This window comes from Rhodococcus sp. LB1, from assembly GCF_001583455.1.
GTDB classification, from domain to species: domain Bacteria; phylum Actinomycetota; class Actinomycetes; order Mycobacteriales; family Mycobacteriaceae; genus Rhodococcus_F; species Rhodococcus_F opacus.
Map to the genome: position 1 here is coordinate 268,089 of NZ_LTCZ01000334.1, position 18,581 is coordinate 286,669.

Below are 18,581 nucleotides of genomic sequence, written 5' to 3' on the forward strand. Positions count from 1 at the left end.
AAAACGTAAGTCGGATCTCCGTCCTCGAGTGATACGTCCTGGTCAGAGGTCTCGGCCGGGAACCCTCACTTCACTTCACCCAGGAGGTCTCGATCGACATGTCTCAACCACCGGGCGAGCCCTCGAAGGACTGGCCACCGCCAGAAGACCGAGACAGAGTTCACTGGAAAATCGAACGAGGACTGCGCGAGGAACTGTTGGCCAGCACCCCCGACACGCGCGAGTCCGTCACTCGAGATGTATACAACCGTCTGTTCGAGGAGGTTCCCTGGCATAAAGCGCACGTCACAGACGCCGCTTCCGAGGAAGCCTTCGAAGAAGGCTGGTTCCAGCAGTACGGGGCGCTGACTCGGCCAACTGACACTGTGGTCGACGTAGGCTGCGGGAGAGGAGGTCTGATTCGGCGATTCGCGCCGGCCGTGCGCGAATGCATCGGCATCGACGCCTCGGACGCAATGGTGGAACTTGCGAACCAAGAGCGACCGGCCAACGCACGCTTCATGGTCGGTAGCGTGCTCGACCCACCGCTGCCGCCATCCTCGGCCGATTTCGTGATAAGCCGTCAGGTCATGGAGCACCTGCACCCTGACGATGTTCCCGAACACCTCGCCGCGGTTCTGAAGATTTTGCGGCCGGGGGGGCGCTTTCTCATCGAGACACCCAGTCGACTGACCGGTCCATGGGACATTTCGCGCGGCTTCACTCCTGTGGCCACGGGGTTTCACCTGCGGGAATACACCAACGGGGAGTTGGGCGCCATGCTGCGCGACGCCGGCTTTCGGCGCGTGCGCAGTCGCGCCGTGCCAAGTCGGATGTTGTTACACCTCGGCAGGGCGAAGCGTCACGCGTACGTGCCGGTCGCAGTCAAGGCGATCATCGAGCGTCCGTTGCAGGCGGCTCCGATCTCCGTTCGCACGAAACTCGCCGGCCCTCTCTCGGTCCGTGAAGTCCTCTTGATTGCCGAGCGTAAATAACTTGCGCCTCAGTGCAATGCGGTCGGCCGCCGGTGCGGAGTGACCCGCAATCTGTGGAGCGACCACCGGGCACCTCCTACAGTGCCGCCTCGTCGGTGGCACACCGGAATCCCGTGTGGAACACGACACCGGTGGGTTGCATAGGTTGCCGGTAGTAACCCTCTTTGTAGTAGACGGTGCTCGTGCCGGGGATCAGCGTGCGGACGAAGTACGTGTCGGCGCCGTTGGTGAACATCTGCGGTACGCCGTTGAGCCACAGCTTGATCCAGCCTGCGGTGTCCGATGCCGACCAATTGATCTGCATCTTCACGTCATGCCACCGACCCACGTCCAGGGGTATCTCGAAGAGGGTGAGTGTCTCCAGATAGGCGCCGGGCACGGACTGCTTCTGGACGATCAGTGACCAGTAGCCGTTCCGCTGGCCCACAGACCATGCGACCGGGGGACTTCCGACACCGACGTCCTGGTGCCACTGGTTCGTCAGCCCCCAGCCGAGGTCGGCATGGTTCTGCGGAAATCCGGGGTCGAACTTGGTGGAGAATTGATACCAGCGTGTCTGACCTTCGAATCCGCCGGTTTCGTTCCCGGCCGCCACCTCGGAACGCTCACCGTCCCCGAACGACGGGACGTCGCCGCTGCGAACCTCGAAGCGGGCCGCTCTGCCGTAGGTTCCGTCCGGGACGATGCTCGCAGAGTAACTGGGGACATAGTCCGCTCCGGAGCCGTTGTAGTCCTTGGTCTGCACCGACGGCCATTGCGAGAAGTCGCCGCTGCTGTAGTCGCCGGTGAAGGTCCGGGCCACGGGGGTGGTGAACGGCGCGGCGCTCACCCCTGTCGTCACCCCAAGCGGTGTGACCGAGATGGAAAAGACGACGGCCGCAGCGACCGCAACTGAACCAAGCGCGGAACGCAAGTGGAACATGGTGGCTCCATCAATGTGGGTGAGCGCGGCCTCCAGAGCCTTCTCTTGGCCCCCAACACAGACAAGAGAGCTATATCACTTCGATGAAGAGATTACCCACCCGGCCCGACAGAAGCTAGAGCCTCAGTTGTTGACGAATCTCGACGATGCGCAGACGAACGGCGCGCCGCGGGGGTTCCATCGTTGACGAACCCTGGACTTCGGCCGTCGTGTGGTGATGGACCAGATGCAGTTCCCGCTCCGGGTGGGGGCGCGAGGAGCGCCCGGCGGTGGAGGCACCACCGCCGGAAACGCACTCAGCGCAGCAGGCGGCGCGAGGCGAACTGCCGGAAGTACACGAGCTTCGACGGCTCGACAAGCCCGGGAAGAATGAAGTACCAGACCCGCTCCATGCGGCGCGGAAGATCGTCGAAGGCGCCGGTCGCGGTCGCGACCACATGCGCTCCCAGCAACGACCCGAGCAGAAAGGTGGAAAGCGTCCCCGTGGAGACGTCGTCCTCCGCGAGAATGTCGCCCTCCTCGACCGCTCGTGCGACGAGTCGTTCGAAACCCTGCTGCCACGAGGCCACCACGTTGCCGTGCGTCCCCTGGTAGTCGCCGATCTCGTGCTGCAGTCGCAACATCGCCGCGACGATCGGATCGGAACTCGCTGCCTCGATCGCCACGTAGGACAGAGCGACGAGCGCTTCCAGTGCCGGCGTCGGCCCGTCGCTGACGGACGTCATTCCGGAGGTGAGACGGATCTGCCCCTCGTCGATGACACCGCGGGCGAGGTCTTCCTTCGAACTGAAGTGGAAGTACAACGCACCTTTGGTCACACCGGACTGCTCGATGATCTCGTTGAGACCCGCGTTGGCGTACCCGAGGCGTAAGAATACGTCGGCCGCCGCCATCAGGACCGACGCCCGAGTTACCTCTGCTCGAACCTGTCTCGCCATCGACTGCCTCCCGAACAACCCCCCCGACGGGGCGCGCAAACTCCAGCGAACCCTAGCACTCGACAGGCGCAGCCCTAGTGAAGTTGAACCGCGAGTCGGAAAACGAGAACACGTTCACTGAGGTGTCGTGCGGGGCCGATCGGTGCCCAGCTGGGGATCCGCTTCGAGATTGGTCAACCCGTTCCAGCACAGGTTGACCAGATGCGCGGCGACGACTTCCTTCGGAGGCGTCCGCTCGTCCAGCCACCACGTCGCGGTGGTGGACACCATTCCGACCAGCGCCTGCGCGTAGAGCAAGGCCAAATCGGGATTGAAGCCACGCCGCGAAAAATCGCCGGCGAGGATGTGCCCGACCTGACCGATGGCCTCGTTGAGCAGGCTCGAATACGTTCCGTCCGGTGCCGCCACCGGAGAGTCGCGGACGAGGATGCGGAATCCGTCTGTGTGCTCCTCCACATAGGTCAGCAGCGCCAGCGCGACCCGCTCGACCCGGACCCGGGAGCGGTTCTGCTTCAGCGACGACGTCACCATCTCCAGCAGCCGCGACATCTCCCGATCCACGACCACGGCATAGAGGCCCTCTTTGCCGCCGAAGTGTTCGTAGACGACAGGCTTGGAGACGTGCGCCCGCTGTGCGATCTCTTCGATCGACGTCGCCTCGTAGCCTCGCTCGGCGAACAGGGCGCGACCGATCTCGATCAACTGCTCGCGGCGTTGCGTACCGGTCATCCGGGTGCGGACCGCCCTCTCGGGGGTCGCGTCCACGTCCGTGGGTCGGGGCACCGAGGCACCATCCTTTCCTGACACTCGCGACGATGAAGTGCCGCGGGCAGCGTCGAAACACTGCAGGTAGCACCCACTCTATCGGGACGACCGAGACAAATTTCCGCAGCGGTTCGACGGGCGGCGGGTCGGCATGCGAGGATTCTCTCGCGCAAACGGGCGTGACACCCCGTGTGTGTGGCAATCCGCCGTAGTGTAATGGCAGCACCTCTGATTTTGGTTCAGATAGTTCAGGTTCGAGTCCTGGCGGCGGAGCGGAGCCTGCGGAGCTATTTCCTGCAGGCGGAGCTGTCGAGAACAGTCAAGAGCGGAACGACCCAGAGGGAGCTTCATGCCAGTGCAGACCGCCGTGGTCGTCCTCGCCGCCGGCGCGGGAACTCGGATGCGGTCGAAGACCCCCAAGGTGCTGCACACCCTGGGCGGACGCACGATGCTGGCGCATTCCCTGCACGCCGCCTCGGAGGTCGATCCGGCGCACCTCGTCACCGTCGTCGGCCACGACAAGGAACGCGTCGGAGCCGCCGTCACTGCCCTCGAGGCCGAGCTTGGCCGCCCGATCGCAATCGCCGTCCAGGAAGAGCAGAACGGCACCGGGCACGCCGTCGAATGCGGCCTGTCCGCTCTGCCCGCCGATTTCCGTGGGACCGTGCTGGTCACCGCCGCGGACGTCCCGCTGCTCGACGGCCGCACCCTGCACGCTCTCGTCGACGAGCACCGCAGCGAGCCCACTCCCGCGGCGGTCACGGTACTGACGTTCACTGCCCCGGAGCCCACGGGCTACGGGCGGATCGTCAGACTGCCCCACGACGGTGAGATCGCCGAGATCGTGGAAGAGGCCGACGCCACAGAAGAGCAGGCGGCCATCACCGAGGTCAATGCGGGTGTGTACGCGTTCGACGCCGAGTTCCTCCGCTCCGCGCTCGGACAGCTCAACGCGAACAACGCGCAGGGCGAGCTGTACCTGACCGACGTCGTCAAGATCGCCCGCGAGGCCGGTGCACCCGTCTTCGCCGCGCATCTGTCCGACTCCGCAAAGGTCGCGGGCGCCAACGATCGCGTCCAGCTGTCGAGGCTGGCTGCCGAACTCAACCGCCGCACCGTCGAGAACTGGATGCGGGCCGGCGTCACCGTCGTCGATCCGTCGACCACGTGGATCGACGTCGGCGTCACGCTCGCTCGCGACGTCACCATCCATCCGGGCGTGCAGTTGCTCGGTACCACCGCCGTCGGCGAGGACGCCGTGATCGGTCCCGACACCACGCTCACCGACGTGTCGGTCGGCGAAGGCGCCAGTGTGGTGCGCACCCACGGCTCGGAATCGACGATCGGCGCAGGCGCCACCGTCGGCCCGTTCTCCTACCTGCGTCCCGGCACCGTCCTCGGTGCGTCCGGCAAGCTCGGCGCATTCGTCGAGACGAAGAACGCCGACATCGGGGCGCACTCCAAAGTTCCTCACCTGACCTACGTGGGCGACGCCACGATCGGCGAGTACAGCAACATCGGTGCGTCGAGCGTGTTCGTCAATTACGACGGCGTCGCCAAGAGCCGTACGGTGGTGGGGTCACACGTCCGGACCGGATCGGACACCATGTTCGTCGCTCCGGTACAGGTCGGTGACGGTGCTTACACCGGCGCCGGCACGGTGCTGCGTTTCGACGTACCACCGGGGGCACTCGCGGTCTCCGGCGGAAAGCAGCGCAATATTGACGGCTGGGTGCAACGAAATCGGCCCGGTACCGCCGCCGCCGAGGCGGCAGCCGCCGCGGGACTGCACCACAGTTCAGATCTGCACGAAACCGAGAAGCAAGATTTAAAGGATGGCATAGAGCAGTGACCGCGAATTGGATCGACAACCAGAAGAACCTCATGCTTTTTTCTGGTCGCGCGCATCCGGAGCTGGCCGAACAGGTGGCGAAGGAACTCGACGTGCGGGTCACCCCGCAGACTGCCCGTGACTTCGCGAACGGCGAGATCTTCGTCCGTTTCGAGGAGTCGGTCCGCGGCTCCGACGCCTTCGTGCTGCAGAGCCACCCGGCCCCGCTGAACACGTGGGTGATGGAACAGCTGATCATGATCGACGCGCTCAAGCGTGGATCGGCCAAGCGCATCACCGCGATCCTGCCGTTCTACCCGTACGCACGCCAGGACAAGAAGCACCGCGGCCGTGAGCCCATCTCGGCTCGCCTGATCGCCGACCTCCTCAAGACGGCCGGCGCCGACCGCATCATCACGGTCGACCTCCACACCGACCAGATCCAGGGCTTCTTCGACGGCCCCGTCGACCACATGCACGCCCAGGGTCAGCTCGCCGAGTACATCCGCGGCAACTACGGCACCGAGAACATCGCCGTCGTCTCCCCCGACTCCGGTCGCGTCCGGGTCGCCGAGAAGTGGGCCGACACCCTCGGCGGCGCGCCGCTGGCGTTCATCCACAAGACGCGCGACCCGCTGGTGCCCAACCAGGTGAAGTCCAACCGCGTCGTCGGTGACGTCGAAGGCCACACCTGCATCCTGATCGACGACATGATCGACACCGGTGGAACCATCGCCGGCGCCGTGAAGATCCTCAAGGAGGCCGGCGCGGGCGACGTGATCATCGCCGCCACCCACGGTGTCCTGTCCGATCCGGCGGCCGAGCGCCTCGCCGCGTGTGGTGCCAAGGAAGTCATCGTCACCAACACGCTCCCGATCGACGAGTCGAAGAAGTTCCCGACCCTGACGGTGCTGTCCATCGCGCCGCTGCTGGCTCGCACCATCAAGGAAGTTTTCGAGAACGGCTCGGTCACGTCGCTGTTCAACGGCAACGCCTAGGCGCTTCGCACCTGTGAGTGGTTGACGAGTCCAGGGACTCGTCAACCACTCACAGGCGTAGCCTTTCCCTGTGTTCACCGGGATCCCCACCGCTGCTCTCGACTTCTACGAGGACCTCGAGGCAGACAACAGCAAGAGCTTCTGGACCGCGCACAAATCCGTCTACGACGACTCCGTGCGCGCACCCATGACCGCCCTGCTCGCGGAACTCGAATCGGAGTTCGGCGCGGGCAAGGTGTTTCGCCCGTACCGCGACGTCCGGTTCTCGAAGGACAAGACGCCCTACAAGACCCACCAGGGCGGATTCGTCGAAACCCGCCCCGGCGTGGGCTACTACGTACAGATCGACGCCGCGGGACTGTTCGTCGCGGGCGGCTTCTATTCGCATACCCCGCTCCAGGTCGGGCGTTTCCGTGACGCCGTCGACGACGACCGCAAGGGCCGCGAACTCGTCCGGCTCGTGAAGAAGGTCCGGTCGTCGGGATTCGAGATCGGCGGCGACACACTCAAGACCCGTCCCCGCGGCGTCGCAGAGGACCACCCGCGACTCGACCTGATGCGTCACAAGTCGCTCACCGCCAGCCGGAGCTATCTCTCCCCCGACTGGATCGAAACTCCCCGCGCCGCTGACGAAGTGCGCACCGCCTGGCGTTCGATGCGGCCGCTCGTCGACTGGCTGACGACCGTCATCGGTGCCGGAGAATGAAACTTACCGGTCGGGAAAACACGTGTGGCACACAGCGTTTGCGGAGCAGTTTGCGAGCCTCGGCATGATCTTCGTCACGCTTGGCCGCAGAACCGCAGGTCGTACTTACGGCGATGTGACTCGCACGCTCGAATTCCCCTACTGTGGCTCGTCGTGATCGACGCGCAGACTCTCTCCGGCCCTATCGATATCGCTGCAATTCGAAACGTCCGGCGTTGGTCGCCGGGGGCGTGCGTGTGGTGCGGAGACGACAACGCGGTCGAGATGTTCCGTAACGAACCTCGCTGTGGCGCTTGCCGCGAGAAGGAATCGGTCATCGACGAGGCCCGCCGCTTCCTGGGCATGTACGGTCTGCGTCCGCTCGGCGGCACGTTGCAGTCGGACGATGACGAAGAGCGTGAGCACCGGGTCAACGCCCGCGATGCGCGTCGCGAACTCAACGAGATGAAGCTCGCGGAACTCCCGGACCCGGCCGCCGTGCGCAAGGCGCTCCGCCCCCGGGCGGCCAGCGTGGTGTCGGAGCCGCGCAGCACCGCTCATTCGGGAACGTCGTCGGCCACCGCGTCGACCCGCCCGAGCGCATCCCGCACGTCGGCCACGCCGCCGGTGGCTCCGGTGCGCACCGACGCCGTCGACGTCGCCGCACTCGAATCGCGCGTTACGGGTCTGCTCGATCAGCTCTCGGCCATCGACGCCCAGATGAATCTGATCGGTGAGCCCGCCGGCCTCGCCGCGCGTGCCCGGATCAGCGACCTCGAGAAGCAGCGCGCCACCGTGCTCCGCACCCTCGCGGCTCTGGAGAAGGCCCGGATCGCGGCCGGCCAGTAGCCCGCACTTTTCGGGCTGCGGCCGGGTGATACTCTCGCCCTTCATGCAGCCCGCCTCCTCACCCACCGCGCTCGTCATCGACGCGAAGAAGCCGCCGATGGGCCCGATGCTGGTGACGCCCAACGCCCGTATCAACGGCTATCCCGTACCGCTGCGGTGGGGCCACAACGTCATTCCGGCACCTCCCGGTGTGCATCACATCCAGATCTCCGTCCCGTGGATCGTGGAGCAGGGCAAGGCACAGATCACCGTCGACAACCGGTATCACCCGGCTCCCCCGGTGTACTACGCGTCGCCGTTCAGCAGTTTCAGCAAGGGCGCCATCGATCATCGGCCGGTGAAGAATCCGGGACTGCTGGGGCTGCTGCTCATCCTCACGCCGGTACTCGTCCTGATCCTCGCCGTCGTGGCGTTCGCCCTGTTCGGCTAAGGGGTCGCGCCTCGCACTATTGACACTTTGGCCAAAGTGTCTCACCATCGATACATGACCGCACATGTGTCGAGCGTCTCGTTCGTGCCGAGATCCGGGCAATCGTGGCGGGCCCCGTGGCAGATGTACGCAGACCTGCGCGACCACGACCCTGTCCATCACGTCGTCCCCGAGGGCGCACCCGGGAACGACTACTGGGTGCTGTCCCGGCACGCCGACGTCTACGCGGCGGCCCGGGACGCCGAGACGTTCTCCTCCGCAGCCGGCCTCACCACGACGTACGGCGAGCTGGAGAAGATCGGCCTGCAGGACAATCCGCCGCTGGTAATGCTCGACCCGCCCGACCACACCGCGTTCCGGCGTCTCGTCTCGAAGGGATTCACCCCGCGGCAGGTCACCGCCGTCGAGCCGTCGGTCCGGGCATTCGTGGTGGAGCGCATCGAACGACTGCGGGAGGCAGGCGAGGGCGATGTGGTGAAGGAACTGTTCAAGCCGTTGCCGAGCATGGTCGTCGCCCACTACCTCGGTGTCCCCGACGAGGACCGAGCGCAGTTCGACGGGTGGACCGAGGCAATCGTCGCGGCCAATGCGCAGGGCGACACGCTGCAGGCGACGGGTGCGGTCACCGATCTGATGGGCTACTTCGCCGGACTGATCGAGCGGCGGCGCACCGACCCCGGAGACGACACGATCTCGCACCTCGTCGCGGGCGGGATGGGAGCCGACGGCGACGTCACCGGGCTGCTCTCCATCCTCGGTTTCGCGTTCACGATGGTCACCGGCGGCAACGACACCACCACCGGGATGCTCGGAGGTGCAGTCCAGTTGCTCACCGAGCACCGGGATCAGCGCCGCGATCTGATCGAACATCCGGAGCTCGTCGGCGACGCCGTCGAGGAATTGCTGCGGCTCACGGCCCCCGTCCAGGGCCTCGCCCGCACGGTGACCCGCGACGTCGAGATCGACGGCACCGTCGTTCCCGAGGGACGGAAGGCACTCCTGCTGTACGGCTCCGCGAACCGCGATCCGCGCCGGTTCGGACCGGATTCCGAGGTCCTGGACGTGCGTCGCAGTCCGAAGCAGATCCTCACGTTCAGCCACGGGGCCCACCACTGCCTGGGTGCGGCCGCGGCACGGATGCAGGCGCGGATCGCTCTCGAGGAACTGCTGGCCCGCTGCCCCGACTTCACCGTCGACATCGACGCCGTCGTCTACGCGGACGGCAATTACGTGCGCCGCCCGACAAGCGTCCCGTTCCGGGTGGGTGGAGCGTGACCGCCGACTGGATGCGGGACGAACGCCCCCGCCTCGCCGCCGAGCGAATCCTCGACGTCGCGGCCCAGCTGTACGTCGAGAACGGCATCGCCGCCGTCGGAATGGCCGAGGTTGCCCGGGCGGCCGGATGTTCCCGCGCCACGCTGTACCGCTACTTCGACGGCAGGCAGTCGTTGCAGCTGGCGTTCGTCCACCGCGAGGCCCGGCGCATCGGCGCGCTGGTCGCGGAGGAGGTGTCCGGGGTCGGCGACCCGAAGGACGTGATCGTGGAGGCGATGCTGGCCGCGATCCGGCTGGTGCGCGCCGACCCGACTCTGGCCGCCTGGTTCCAGCTCGGCGACTCCGGCCTCGCCGCGCAGATCGCCCACTCGTCGGACGTCATCGAGTCGCTGGGCACCGCCCTCCTGGGGCAGGCGGGGTTCTCCGGAGAGGAGACGGTGAGGAAGGCACGGTGGCTCGTCCGGATCATCGTCTCCCTGCTCACCGTTCCGGGCGTCGACGACACCGACGAACGCACGATGCTCGAGCAGTTCGTCGCGCCGGCGATCGCCGAGCACGACGCCGGACGCGCCTGACGCCCTGCCACCGCCCGGACCGTCAGCGCGCCGCGCCCGCCTGCTCGTCGGCATCGACCTCGAGGGTCGTCTTCCGGTCGGATTCACCGATTCGCGCGAAGACGAGCGGCTTGCGGAGCCGCAGGTAGCAGTACAGGGCGATGTAGCCGAGCACGGTCGCGAAGAAGATCCACGCGACCACGCCTCGCGCTCCGGACGGGAAGGGGTTGAAGCTGTACCAGTACACGAGCACCGACCCGATCGCGGCGAGGACGGTCGCCAGTCCGATGCCCAGGCGCAGCGACCGCGACCGGATCGCGCAGTAGCCGGCCGCCAGTGCGGTGAGTCCGTAGGCGGCGATCAGCATGTAGCCGGCGTACGTCCCGAGCAGGCCGTACGACGTCTCCGCCGCGGTCACGACCACGCCGAGGAGCCCGGCCACGAGGTAGATGACGCCGAGGGTCGTCACCGCGCCGACGGGAGTTCCGTGGCGGGCGCTGACCTTGCCGAGTCGAGCGGGCAGCAGACCGTCGCGGGCCAGTGTGTACACGGTCCGGCTGGTACCTGCCATGACCCCGAGAGTGGAACCGAAGAAGCTGATGGCGACACCGATGTCGATCAGATAGCCGAGCCACCCGACGCCGTTGTGCTCCGCCAGGGTGTCGAGAGGTGCGTTCATGTTCTCGATCGGCAACCCGCGGAAGCCCAGGACGATGATGTAGGTGGCGACGATGTAGAGCACCCCGCAGGCCAGGACCGAGCCGACGACGGCGAAGCTGATGGCCCGCTTGGGATGACGCGCCTCCCGGCCCAGCGTGGCGGCGTGGTCGAATCCGGCGAGGGAGAACACGGAGAAGCCTGCGGTCGCGAGAATCGCCGTGGCACTGAACCCGTGGAAGTCGAACTGCCGGCTGTCGATCGGACCGGTGTCCGAATTCGCGAGGACCACGATCAGGAGCACGACGATCACTGCCACCGTGAAGAATTCGATCACCAGCAGCAGCTTCGCGGACAGCTTCACTTCACGAAGATTCAGGGCGGTCACCGCGACCGCGACGGCCCCGGCGCAGATGCCGAGCGTCCACGTGCTCGCGGGCAGACCCACCTTCTGAAGGAATGCGTCGAGGTAGATCGCCGAGCCGATCACGCATGCGGGACCCGCGACGAGTGACGACGCGAGGTGGGTGACCATGACGAAGAATCCGGCCGGTTTGCCTGCCGCGCGAGCCGCGAGTCCGTATGTCCCTCCGGTGGTGGTGAAGCGTTTGGCCAGCCAGCCGATGCCCCCGGCGAACCCGAGGACCAGCACGGAGGTCACGGCCCAGGTGATCCAGCTGAGGTTGCCGGCAATCGTGACGACGACACCGATCGCGAGGGCCAGCGTGGACGCGGGCGCCAGAATGCCGAGCGAAACGCCGAACACTGCCCACGTCGGGAGGATTCCGCGCGGCAGCTGACCGGCCTCGGCGTCGGGGATTCCCGCCGAGGACATCATCGTGTCGTTCGTGGTCGATCCATCGTGCACAGTCTTCATGAACGCTCCTCGCGGATGGCCGGACAGAGGGTGTCGAATAGTTGGCTGGTGGGCCAGTTATGAATCATCGTGAGGGCGATCACACTCGATGTCAAGAGCGCATCACCTCCCGAACGGCACCCGCAGCGACGGCGAGAGGCGGGTTGACAGCCCCTGTGAGTGCCGCCACAATCTAAATTGACTGATGCGCCAGTTATCTATTTTCCGATCGACAGCAACGCGAGATCGAGGAGAGTCCCTATGACCACTGTGGTGGCCGAATCCGTCACACAACTGAGCGTGTTCTCCGACCCCGCCTCGGTGGCCGTCGTCGGCGCCTCCGCCGATCCCGCGAAGTGGGGTTACTGGCTGGCGAGCGGCGCATTGACGGGTGAGCACCGCCGCCGAGTTCATCTGGTCAACAGGAGAACCGACACCCTCCTCGAACACCCATGCCATCCGAACCTGTCGGCCCTCCCCGAGGTCCCCGACCTCGTCGCCCTCTGCGTGCCGGCGCCGTTCGTCTCGGACGTGGTGGACGAGGCACTCGCACTCGGCGTTCGCGGATTCCTCGGGGTCACCGCAGGCGTTCCCGGCGAAGCCGAACTCGCCGACCGGATCCGAAGTGCCGGAGCACGACTCGTCGGCACCAACAGTCTCGGCATCTACGACAGCGCCACCGACCTCTCGCTGACGTGGGGGCGGTTCACACCCGGGCCGCTCGCCGTCATCTCGCAGAGCGGGCAACTCGGCTCCGAACTCGCCGCGCTCGGCGCCCGGCACGGCGTGGGCGTCTCCCGGTTCGTCTCCATCGGAAACCAGTCCGACGTCACCGCCGCCGAACTGCTCTCCGATCTCGGCAGCCACGACCCGACGCGCGTGATCGCCCTGTACCTCGAAAGTTTCAGCGACGGCGAATCCCTATTCCGGACGTTGCGCGCCCTGCGCGACACCGGACGACCGACTCTGCTGTTGACGGTCGGTGCCAGCGCCGCGAGCACGCGCCTGGCGCGCTCCCACACGGGTTCACTCACCTCTGCCCTGGACGTCGTCGACGCAGCCTGCCGCGCGTCGGGCGTGCTCCGCGTGAGCACCCCCGACGAGTTGATCACCGTCGCCCGGGCATTTCTCACCACCACCGTCCCCGACGGCAACCGCGTCGCCATCGTCGGCGACAGCGGCGGGCAGTGCGCGATCGCCGCCGACGTGACGAGCGCGAGCGCATTGACCGTTCCCGACTTCTCGTCCGCGCTCGCCGAATCCATTGCCCTGCAACTGCCGACCGGTGCGGCCAGCAGCAACCCGGTAGACCTCGCCGGGGCGGGAGAGCAGGATCTGGGAAGTTACGCGAGCGTCGTCGAACACCTTCTCCGCGCCGACGAGTCGGACGCCGTGGTGCTCACCGGGTATTTCGGCTGCTACGCGCGGGACGCTCCCACTCTCGCCGAACGCGAAGCGGCCGTGGCCGAACGGATCGGGCGGGCGTCCGCGGAGACGGGCAAACCCGTCGTCGTCCACACCATGGCTCCGGAATCGAGCACCGCACAGGCGTTGTGGCAGCACGGCGTCCCCGTGTTCGACACGGTCGATTCCGCGGTCCGCGCCCTGTCCGGGCTGTCCCGCCTGCGTCCACCTCAGGCCTCGAATCACCTTCTCTCCGAGCCCGTTCCGCAGGGCGGACTCCGGTCCGGATACTGGGCCGCGCGTGAACTCCTCACCGAACTCGGTGTCGCCTTTCCCGACGGCGGGGTCGTGCGCACCCACGACGAGGCGGTCGCAGTGGCCGGCCGTCTGCGGGCCCCGTTCGTCCTCAAGGCGAGCTGGCTCGAGCACAAGAGTGAGGCGGGCGGGGTCGCGGTCGGCATCGCCGGTCCCGAACAACTGGTGTGCACCTTTCAGGACATGTATTCCCGGCTCGGCGACGGCGACTACGTGCTCGAGGAGCAGGACACCCGCGCCGGCGCGGTGGAAATCCTGGTCGGCGCGCGCCGTGATCCCGACCTCGGTCCGGTGATCGTGGTGGGCGCCGGCGGCACCGAAACCGAAGTGCTCCAGGACATCGGTCTCGAATCGGCCCCGGTCGGGGCCGAGGATGCCCTCGCGATGGTCGAACGCCTCCGCTGCATGCCGCTTCTCCGCGGATGGCGGGGACGCCCCGCGGTGTCCGTCGACGGTCTGGTCGACGTGATCACGCGGGTGTCCCGGTTGATCGCGGAACGGCCCGACATCGCCGAGATCGAGTTGAATCCGGTCCGCGTCGCCCCGGACGGAGCGCTCACCGTCGACGCGCTCGTCGTGGCCGCCGAACCGACCCCAGCCCCGTGAGTCCACATCCCGAGACAGCACAGGAGAACCATGCGATGACCGAGACCCACTCCCCCGGCCTCGTCCCGAACACCGCCGACGAATTCCAGGGCCGCGTCGCCGTCGTCACGGGTGGCGGCTCCGGTATCGGACGCGCCGTCGCGATGCGGTGGGCGGCCGCGGGCGGCACCGTCGTCGTCTTCGGCCGCAGGCAGAACGCGCTCGACGACACCGTCCGGGCGGCCGAGCTGGTCGGCGGGAAAGCCGAGGCCGTGGTGTGCGACGTGCGGGATTCCGACGCCGTGGACGTGGCGATCGACGGCGTCGTCGATCGCTACGGCCGCCTCGACGCGCTGGTCAACAACGCCGCAGGCAACTTCGTGGTTCCCAGCGAGGACCTCTCGCCGGGCGGGTGGAAGGCTGTGGTGGACATCGTCCTGAACGGCACGTTCTACTGCACCCGCGCGGCGGGCCGCCACATGCTGGCGACCGGTCGCGGCACCATCCTCAACACCATCGCCAGTTACGCGTGGCACGGTCATCCCGGCACCGTCCACAGTGCGGCGGCCAAGGCGGGTGTCGTCGCGATGACGCGCACGCTGGCCGTGGAATGGGGCGGTCGCGGCGTCCGGATCAACTGCATCGCACCGGGACCGACCGAAACCGAGGGAGCCGGGGCGGCCCTGTGGCCTACCGAGCAGGACCGCGCCCGAGTGCTGTCGAGCGTCCCCGCTGCTCGCTTCACGACGCCGGAGGAAGTCGCCGAATCCGCGGCCTTCCTGCTCAGCGACCGCTCCGGCTACGTCACCGGAGAGGTCCTCGTCACCGACGGCGGCCAGTGGCTCGGCAAGTCCGTGTACACGGATTCGCGAGCGGCGGCCCGATGACCGTCACGATTCACACCACCTGGGACCGGGACTCGATCCTCGTCGGCGGGGACTGGATTCCCGTCACCGACTGCACGGAGGTGCACGACCCGGCCACCGAGTCCGTGATCGGCCGGTCCGCGTCGGCCGGTGCCGTCCATGTCGACGCCGCTGTCGCGGCGGCACGCGTCGCCGGAACAGCGTGGGGTGCAGGTGCTCCCGAGGATCGCGCCGCGGTCCTCGACGCCTTGTGCACCCAACTTCGCGCGCGGAGGCAGCTCCTCGTCGACACCACCGTCGCGGAAGTGGGAGCCCCGGTGACCGTGGCCGAGGAAGCGCACATCGACCTCGGTATCGAGATCCTCGCATCGTATGCGCGGCTCGCCAGGGACCTTCCCTTCCGGGAACGGCTGGGCCGGACGCTGCTGTTGCGGCGCCCCGCGGGGGTCGTCGCGTGCATCACGCCGTGGAACTACCCCTTCTACCAGCTCGCAGCCAAGGTGGGAGCGGCTCTCGCGGCGGGATGCACCTCTGTCGTCAAGCCGGCCGAGCTCACCCCGCTGTCCACCTACCTGTTCGCCGACGCCGCACTCGATGCCGGAGTTCCGCCCGGGGTCCTGAACCTGGTTCCGGGCAGCGGTCGAACGGTGGGGGCCGCGCTCGCCGCGCACCCCGGGGTCGATGTGGTGTCCTTCACCGGCTCAACCGCTGTCGGCAGGGGCGTCGCACACGCCGCCGCCGAATCCCTGAAACGCGCGTGCCTCGAGCTCGGCGGGAAGTCGGCCTCCGTGGTGCTCGACGATGCCCCGCTGCCGGAAGCGGTCGCCGCGACCGTCGACGCCGCCATGCTCAACTCGGGTCAGACGTGCAGCGCGTGGACTCGTCTGCTCGTGCCGCGCGCACGGTACGAGGAGGCGGTCGAACTCGCCGCCGATCACGCCGACACCTTGCGGGTGGGTGATCCCCGGGACCGCTCGACGCAACTCGGCCCGGTGATCTCGGCTGCGCAGCGACGATCGATCGCGGAGGCGGTCGATGCGGCGGTCGCCGGCGGGGCCCGCCTGGCAGCGGGAGGTTCCGGCGTGCCTGCCGGCCTCGAAACGGGCCACTACCTGCGACCGACCGTGCTCGCCGAGGTCGGGCCGCACGACCCGATCGTGCGCGACGAAATCTTCGGGCCGGTGCTGGCCGTCCTTCCGCACGACGGCGACGAGGACGCGATCCGGCTCGCCAACGACAGCGACTACGGGCTCGGCGGCGCCGTGTGGTCGGCCGACCCGGAACGGGCACTCGGCGTCGCGGCCCGGATGGACACCGGTCAGGTCGACATCAACGGCGCCCCGTTCAACCCCGAGGCCCCGTTCGGAGGCTGGAAGTCCTCCGGCCTGGGCCGGGAGCTCGGCCGGTTCGGCGTCGAGGAATTCACCGAGCTGACGGCGGTGCAGCGCTGACCCGACGCACCCCACACACACTCCACAGTCCCGCACCGACACAACCGTATTCGAAGCGAAGGAACCGCGACATGACCACCACCACCAACATCCCCGCCTGGCCCCTGACCGACGAGCAGAAGCAGATCATCGAGCTGTGCCGGGACTTCGCGCAGAAGGAGATCCGGCCCCGCGGCCGGGAGGTCGACGAGGCGGATGTCGTGACACCCGTCGACATCTTCGCCAAGGCCGCCGCGGTGGGCATCACCGACTTCATGATCCCCGAGGAGTTCGGCGGAGGCGGCATGGGCGACGTCTTCACCCAGTGCCTGGTGCAGGAGGAACTGTGCTGGGGTGACCCCGGAATCGGAAACCTCGTGTGCTCCAACGGCTTCTTCTCCGATCCGATCATGGTCCTCGGTACCGAGGAGCAGAAAAAGCAGTGGCTCGGCCCCCTCACCGGACCGAACGCACCGATGACCTCGCTGGCCACCACCGAACCGGGATCCGGCTCGGATGCGGCGTCGATCGTCACCACGGCCGAGCGCGTCGACGGCGGCTACCGGCTGGGCGGGCAGAAGGCATGGATCTCCAACGCCGGCGCCGCCCAGTTCTACGTCGTGTTCGCGAAGACCGACCGCACCCAGCGGTCCGGTGGCGTCTCCGCGTTCCTCCTCGAGAAGGGCGCCGAGGGAATGACCTTCGGGGAGCCGATGAAGAAGATGGGACAGCGCGCCATCGTGTGCCGGGAGATCTTCTTCGACAACGTGTTCGTCCCCGAGGAGAATCGTCTCGGCGAGGAGGGACAGGGCTTCTACGGTCTGATGGGCACATTCGACATCTCGCGGGTCGTGCTCGGGGCCGCCGCCGTCGGCGCCGCCCGCGCCGCCTACGAGTACGCCCTCGACTACGCGAAGACACGGAAGCAGTTCGGGGTGCCGATCATCGAGCATCAGGCAGTCGCGTTCCGGCTGGCAGACATGGCGACGCGGATCGAATCCGCCCGGCTGCTGGTCCATCACGCCGCCCGCATCATCGACAGCGGCGGAAACGCCAGGGGCATCGCCGCCATGGCGAAACTGACGGCGTCCGAAACCGCCATGTTCGTCACGCACGCCGCGGTGCAGACGCTCGGCGGTTGGGGCTATTCCCGCGAGTACCCCGTCGAGCAGTGGATGCGCGACGTGAAACTGGAGGAGATCGAGGAAGGCACGTCCGACATCATGAAGCTCGTCATTTCCCGGAACCTGGACTGACTCGCGCGGCTGCGGGGCGGAGACACGCCTTCGCCCCGCACCCGTCCGGGTACCCGCGCACCATCCGCACACGAACACTGCACAGCCCATGGGAGGGCATCGATGACAAGCCAGAACGGCGGCCAGGCACTCGTCGCGGCTCTCGCCGCACACGGAGTCGACACGGTCTTCGGAATTCCGGGCACCCACAACCTCGCCGTCTACGCCGCCTTGGCCGACTCGCCGATCCGCTCCGTCCTGACACGGCACGAGCAGGGGGCCGGTTACGCCGCCGACGGATACGCGCGCGTGACGGGCAAACCCGGCGTGTGCCTGACCACCACCGGCCCCGCGATACTCAATGCCGCTGCCGCAGCGGCGCAGGCGTGGTCGGACTCGGTCCCGGTTCTCTTCATCTCACCGGCCCTGCCGCTCACCCACCCGGGGAGGGGAAACGGCTACCTCCACGAGGTGAAGAATCAGCAGGCCGCGCTCGAGGCGATCGTGTCCTACAGCCACCGGGTCACCAGCGTCGCCGAGATCCCCCGCGCGATCGCCTACGCCTTCGCCGCCATGAGCTCCGGCAGACCGCGACCGGTGCACATCGAGATCCCCGTCGACATCCTCGACGCGGAAGCGGACGTCCGGATCGTGGCACCGGTCGAGTCCGCTCCGCTCGCCGCTCCCCTCCACGCGGTGACCGACGCGGCGCAGCGCCTCGCCGCCTCACAGTGTCCCGTGCTGGTCGTGGGCGGCGGGGCCCGCTCGGCGGCGCCGCAGGTCCGTGCCCTCGCCGAACGGCTGTCCGCGCCCGTACTCACGACGACCAACGGGAAGGGAGTCCTCGACGAGGACCACCCGCTGTCGGTGGGGGCCGGCGTACACCATCTGTCGGTCCGCGCCGTGCTCGAGGCCGCCGACTGCGTTCTCGCGATCGGGACGGAATTCGCACCCTCCGATTTCTGGTACGGCCCGGTCGAACTGGACCACAAGCTGATTCGCATCGACGTCG

Annotated in this window: 17 protein-coding genes and 1 tRNA gene; 14 read left to right on the plus strand and 4 right to left on the minus strand. The window is 67.5% G+C overall.

What is annotated here, in order from left to right; translation table 11 throughout:
- Window positions 1-98 precede the first annotated feature (98 nt).
- Window positions 99-974 carry a class I SAM-dependent methyltransferase gene (locus AZG88_RS34270; RefSeq protein ID WP_082764447.1) on the plus strand — a complete coding sequence of 292 codons (876 nt, stop codon included), beginning with the start codon at window positions 99-101 and terminating at the stop codon, window positions 972-974.
- Between the two features lie 76 nt (window positions 975-1,050).
- On the opposite strand, the gene AZG88_RS34275 is transcribed toward AZG88_RS34270, so the two are convergent.
- The 3 genes from AZG88_RS34275 to AZG88_RS34285 form a co-directional block, all read right to left on the minus strand.
- Window positions 1,051-1,815 carry a polysaccharide lyase gene (locus AZG88_RS34275; RefSeq protein ID WP_061041547.1) on the minus strand — a complete coding sequence of 255 codons (765 nt, stop codon included), beginning with the start codon at window positions 1,813-1,815 and terminating at the stop codon, window positions 1,051-1,053.
- Window positions 1,816-2,192: 377 nt separating this feature from the next.
- On the minus strand, window positions 2,193-2,834 hold the full coding sequence (locus tag AZG88_RS34280) for a ScbR family autoregulator-binding transcription factor (protein ID WP_005238803.1): 642 nt from the start codon (window positions 2,832-2,834) through the stop codon (window positions 2,193-2,195).
- A gap of 114 nt (window positions 2,835-2,948) precedes the next feature.
- Window positions 2,949-3,563: a TetR/AcrR family transcriptional regulator gene (locus tag AZG88_RS34285; RefSeq protein ID WP_206031502.1), complete on the minus strand. Its 615-nt coding sequence runs from the start codon at window positions 3,561-3,563 to the stop codon at window positions 2,949-2,951.
- Window positions 3,564-3,801: 238 nt separating this feature from the next.
- Between AZG88_RS34285 and AZG88_RS34290 the strand changes: the two genes are divergently transcribed.
- The 8 genes from AZG88_RS34290 to AZG88_RS34325 all read left to right on the plus strand — a co-directional run bounded on the left by AZG88_RS34290 (window position 3,802) and on the right by AZG88_RS34325 (window position 10,242).
- Window positions 3,802-3,872, plus strand: a tRNA-Gln gene (locus AZG88_RS34290).
- 76 nt (window positions 3,873-3,948) lie between these two features.
- Window positions 3,949-5,451 carry a bifunctional UDP-N-acetylglucosamine diphosphorylase/glucosamine-1-phosphate N-acetyltransferase GlmU gene (glmU, locus tag AZG88_RS34295; protein WP_025432130.1) on the plus strand — a complete coding sequence of 501 codons (1,503 nt, stop codon included), beginning with the start codon at window positions 3,949-3,951 and terminating at the stop codon, window positions 5,449-5,451.
- Complete coding sequence (locus AZG88_RS34300) at window positions 5,448-6,428, plus strand: ribose-phosphate diphosphokinase (protein WP_005238800.1); 981 nt, start codon at window positions 5,448-5,450, stop codon at window positions 6,426-6,428. Before glmU ends, AZG88_RS34300 begins: the two co-directional genes overlap by 4 nt.
- Before the next feature lie 70 nt (window positions 6,429-6,498).
- Entirely contained in the window at window positions 6,499-7,134 is a 636-nt protein-coding gene (locus tag AZG88_RS34305) for a DUF2461 domain-containing protein (protein ID WP_005238799.1), read from the plus strand.
- Between the two features lie 264 nt (window positions 7,135-7,398).
- Window positions 7,399-7,962 (plus strand): hypothetical protein, encoded by a 564-nt coding sequence (locus AZG88_RS34310; protein WP_037179295.1) that lies wholly within the window; start codon window positions 7,399-7,401, stop codon window positions 7,960-7,962.
- Between the two features lie 43 nt (window positions 7,963-8,005).
- Complete coding sequence (locus AZG88_RS34315) at window positions 8,006-8,392, plus strand: hypothetical protein (protein WP_005238797.1); 387 nt, start codon at window positions 8,006-8,008, stop codon at window positions 8,390-8,392.
- 54 nt (window positions 8,393-8,446) lie between these two features.
- On the plus strand, window positions 8,447-9,667 hold the full coding sequence (locus AZG88_RS34320) for a cytochrome P450 (RefSeq protein ID WP_061700330.1): 1,221 nt from the start codon (window positions 8,447-8,449) through the stop codon (window positions 9,665-9,667).
- On the plus strand, window positions 9,664-10,242 hold the full coding sequence (locus AZG88_RS34325) for a TetR/AcrR family transcriptional regulator (RefSeq protein ID WP_061700331.1): 579 nt from the start codon (window positions 9,664-9,666) through the stop codon (window positions 10,240-10,242). Before AZG88_RS34320 ends, AZG88_RS34325 begins: the two co-directional genes overlap by 4 nt.
- 22 nt (window positions 10,243-10,264) lie before the next feature.
- Here the strand turns inward: AZG88_RS34325 and AZG88_RS34330 are convergent, their stop codons facing one another.
- Window positions 10,265-11,755 (minus strand): APC family permease, encoded by a 1,491-nt coding sequence (locus AZG88_RS34330; RefSeq protein WP_061700332.1) that lies wholly within the window; start codon window positions 11,753-11,755, stop codon window positions 10,265-10,267.
- Between the two features lie 240 nt (window positions 11,756-11,995).
- On the opposite strand from AZG88_RS34330, the gene AZG88_RS34335 reads away from it, so the two are divergent.
- The 5 genes from AZG88_RS34335 to AZG88_RS34355 form a co-directional block, all read left to right on the plus strand.
- Entirely contained in the window at window positions 11,996-14,059 is a 2,064-nt protein-coding gene (locus AZG88_RS34335) for an acetate--CoA ligase family protein (protein ID WP_061700333.1), read from the plus strand.
- Between the two features lie 35 nt (window positions 14,060-14,094).
- Window positions 14,095-14,925 (plus strand): SDR family oxidoreductase, encoded by an 831-nt coding sequence (locus AZG88_RS34340; RefSeq protein WP_061700334.1) that lies wholly within the window; start codon window positions 14,095-14,097, stop codon window positions 14,923-14,925.
- The gene (locus AZG88_RS34345) at window positions 14,922-16,355 is read left to right on the plus strand and encodes an aldehyde dehydrogenase family protein (RefSeq protein ID WP_061041529.1); all 1,434 of its coding nucleotides are present in this window, start codon (window positions 14,922-14,924) and stop codon (window positions 16,353-16,355) included. Before AZG88_RS34340 ends, AZG88_RS34345 begins: the two co-directional genes overlap by 4 nt.
- A 71-nt stretch (window positions 16,356-16,426) precedes the next feature.
- A complete protein-coding gene (locus tag AZG88_RS34350) occupies window positions 16,427-17,590 on the plus strand; it encodes an acyl-CoA dehydrogenase family protein (protein ID WP_025432127.1) in 1,164 nt (387 codons plus the stop codon).
- A gap of 102 nt (window positions 17,591-17,692) precedes the next feature.
- Window positions 17,693-18,581: thiamine pyrophosphate-binding protein (locus AZG88_RS34355; protein ID WP_269455091.1), on the plus strand; the 889-nt coding region annotated here is incomplete at its 3' end.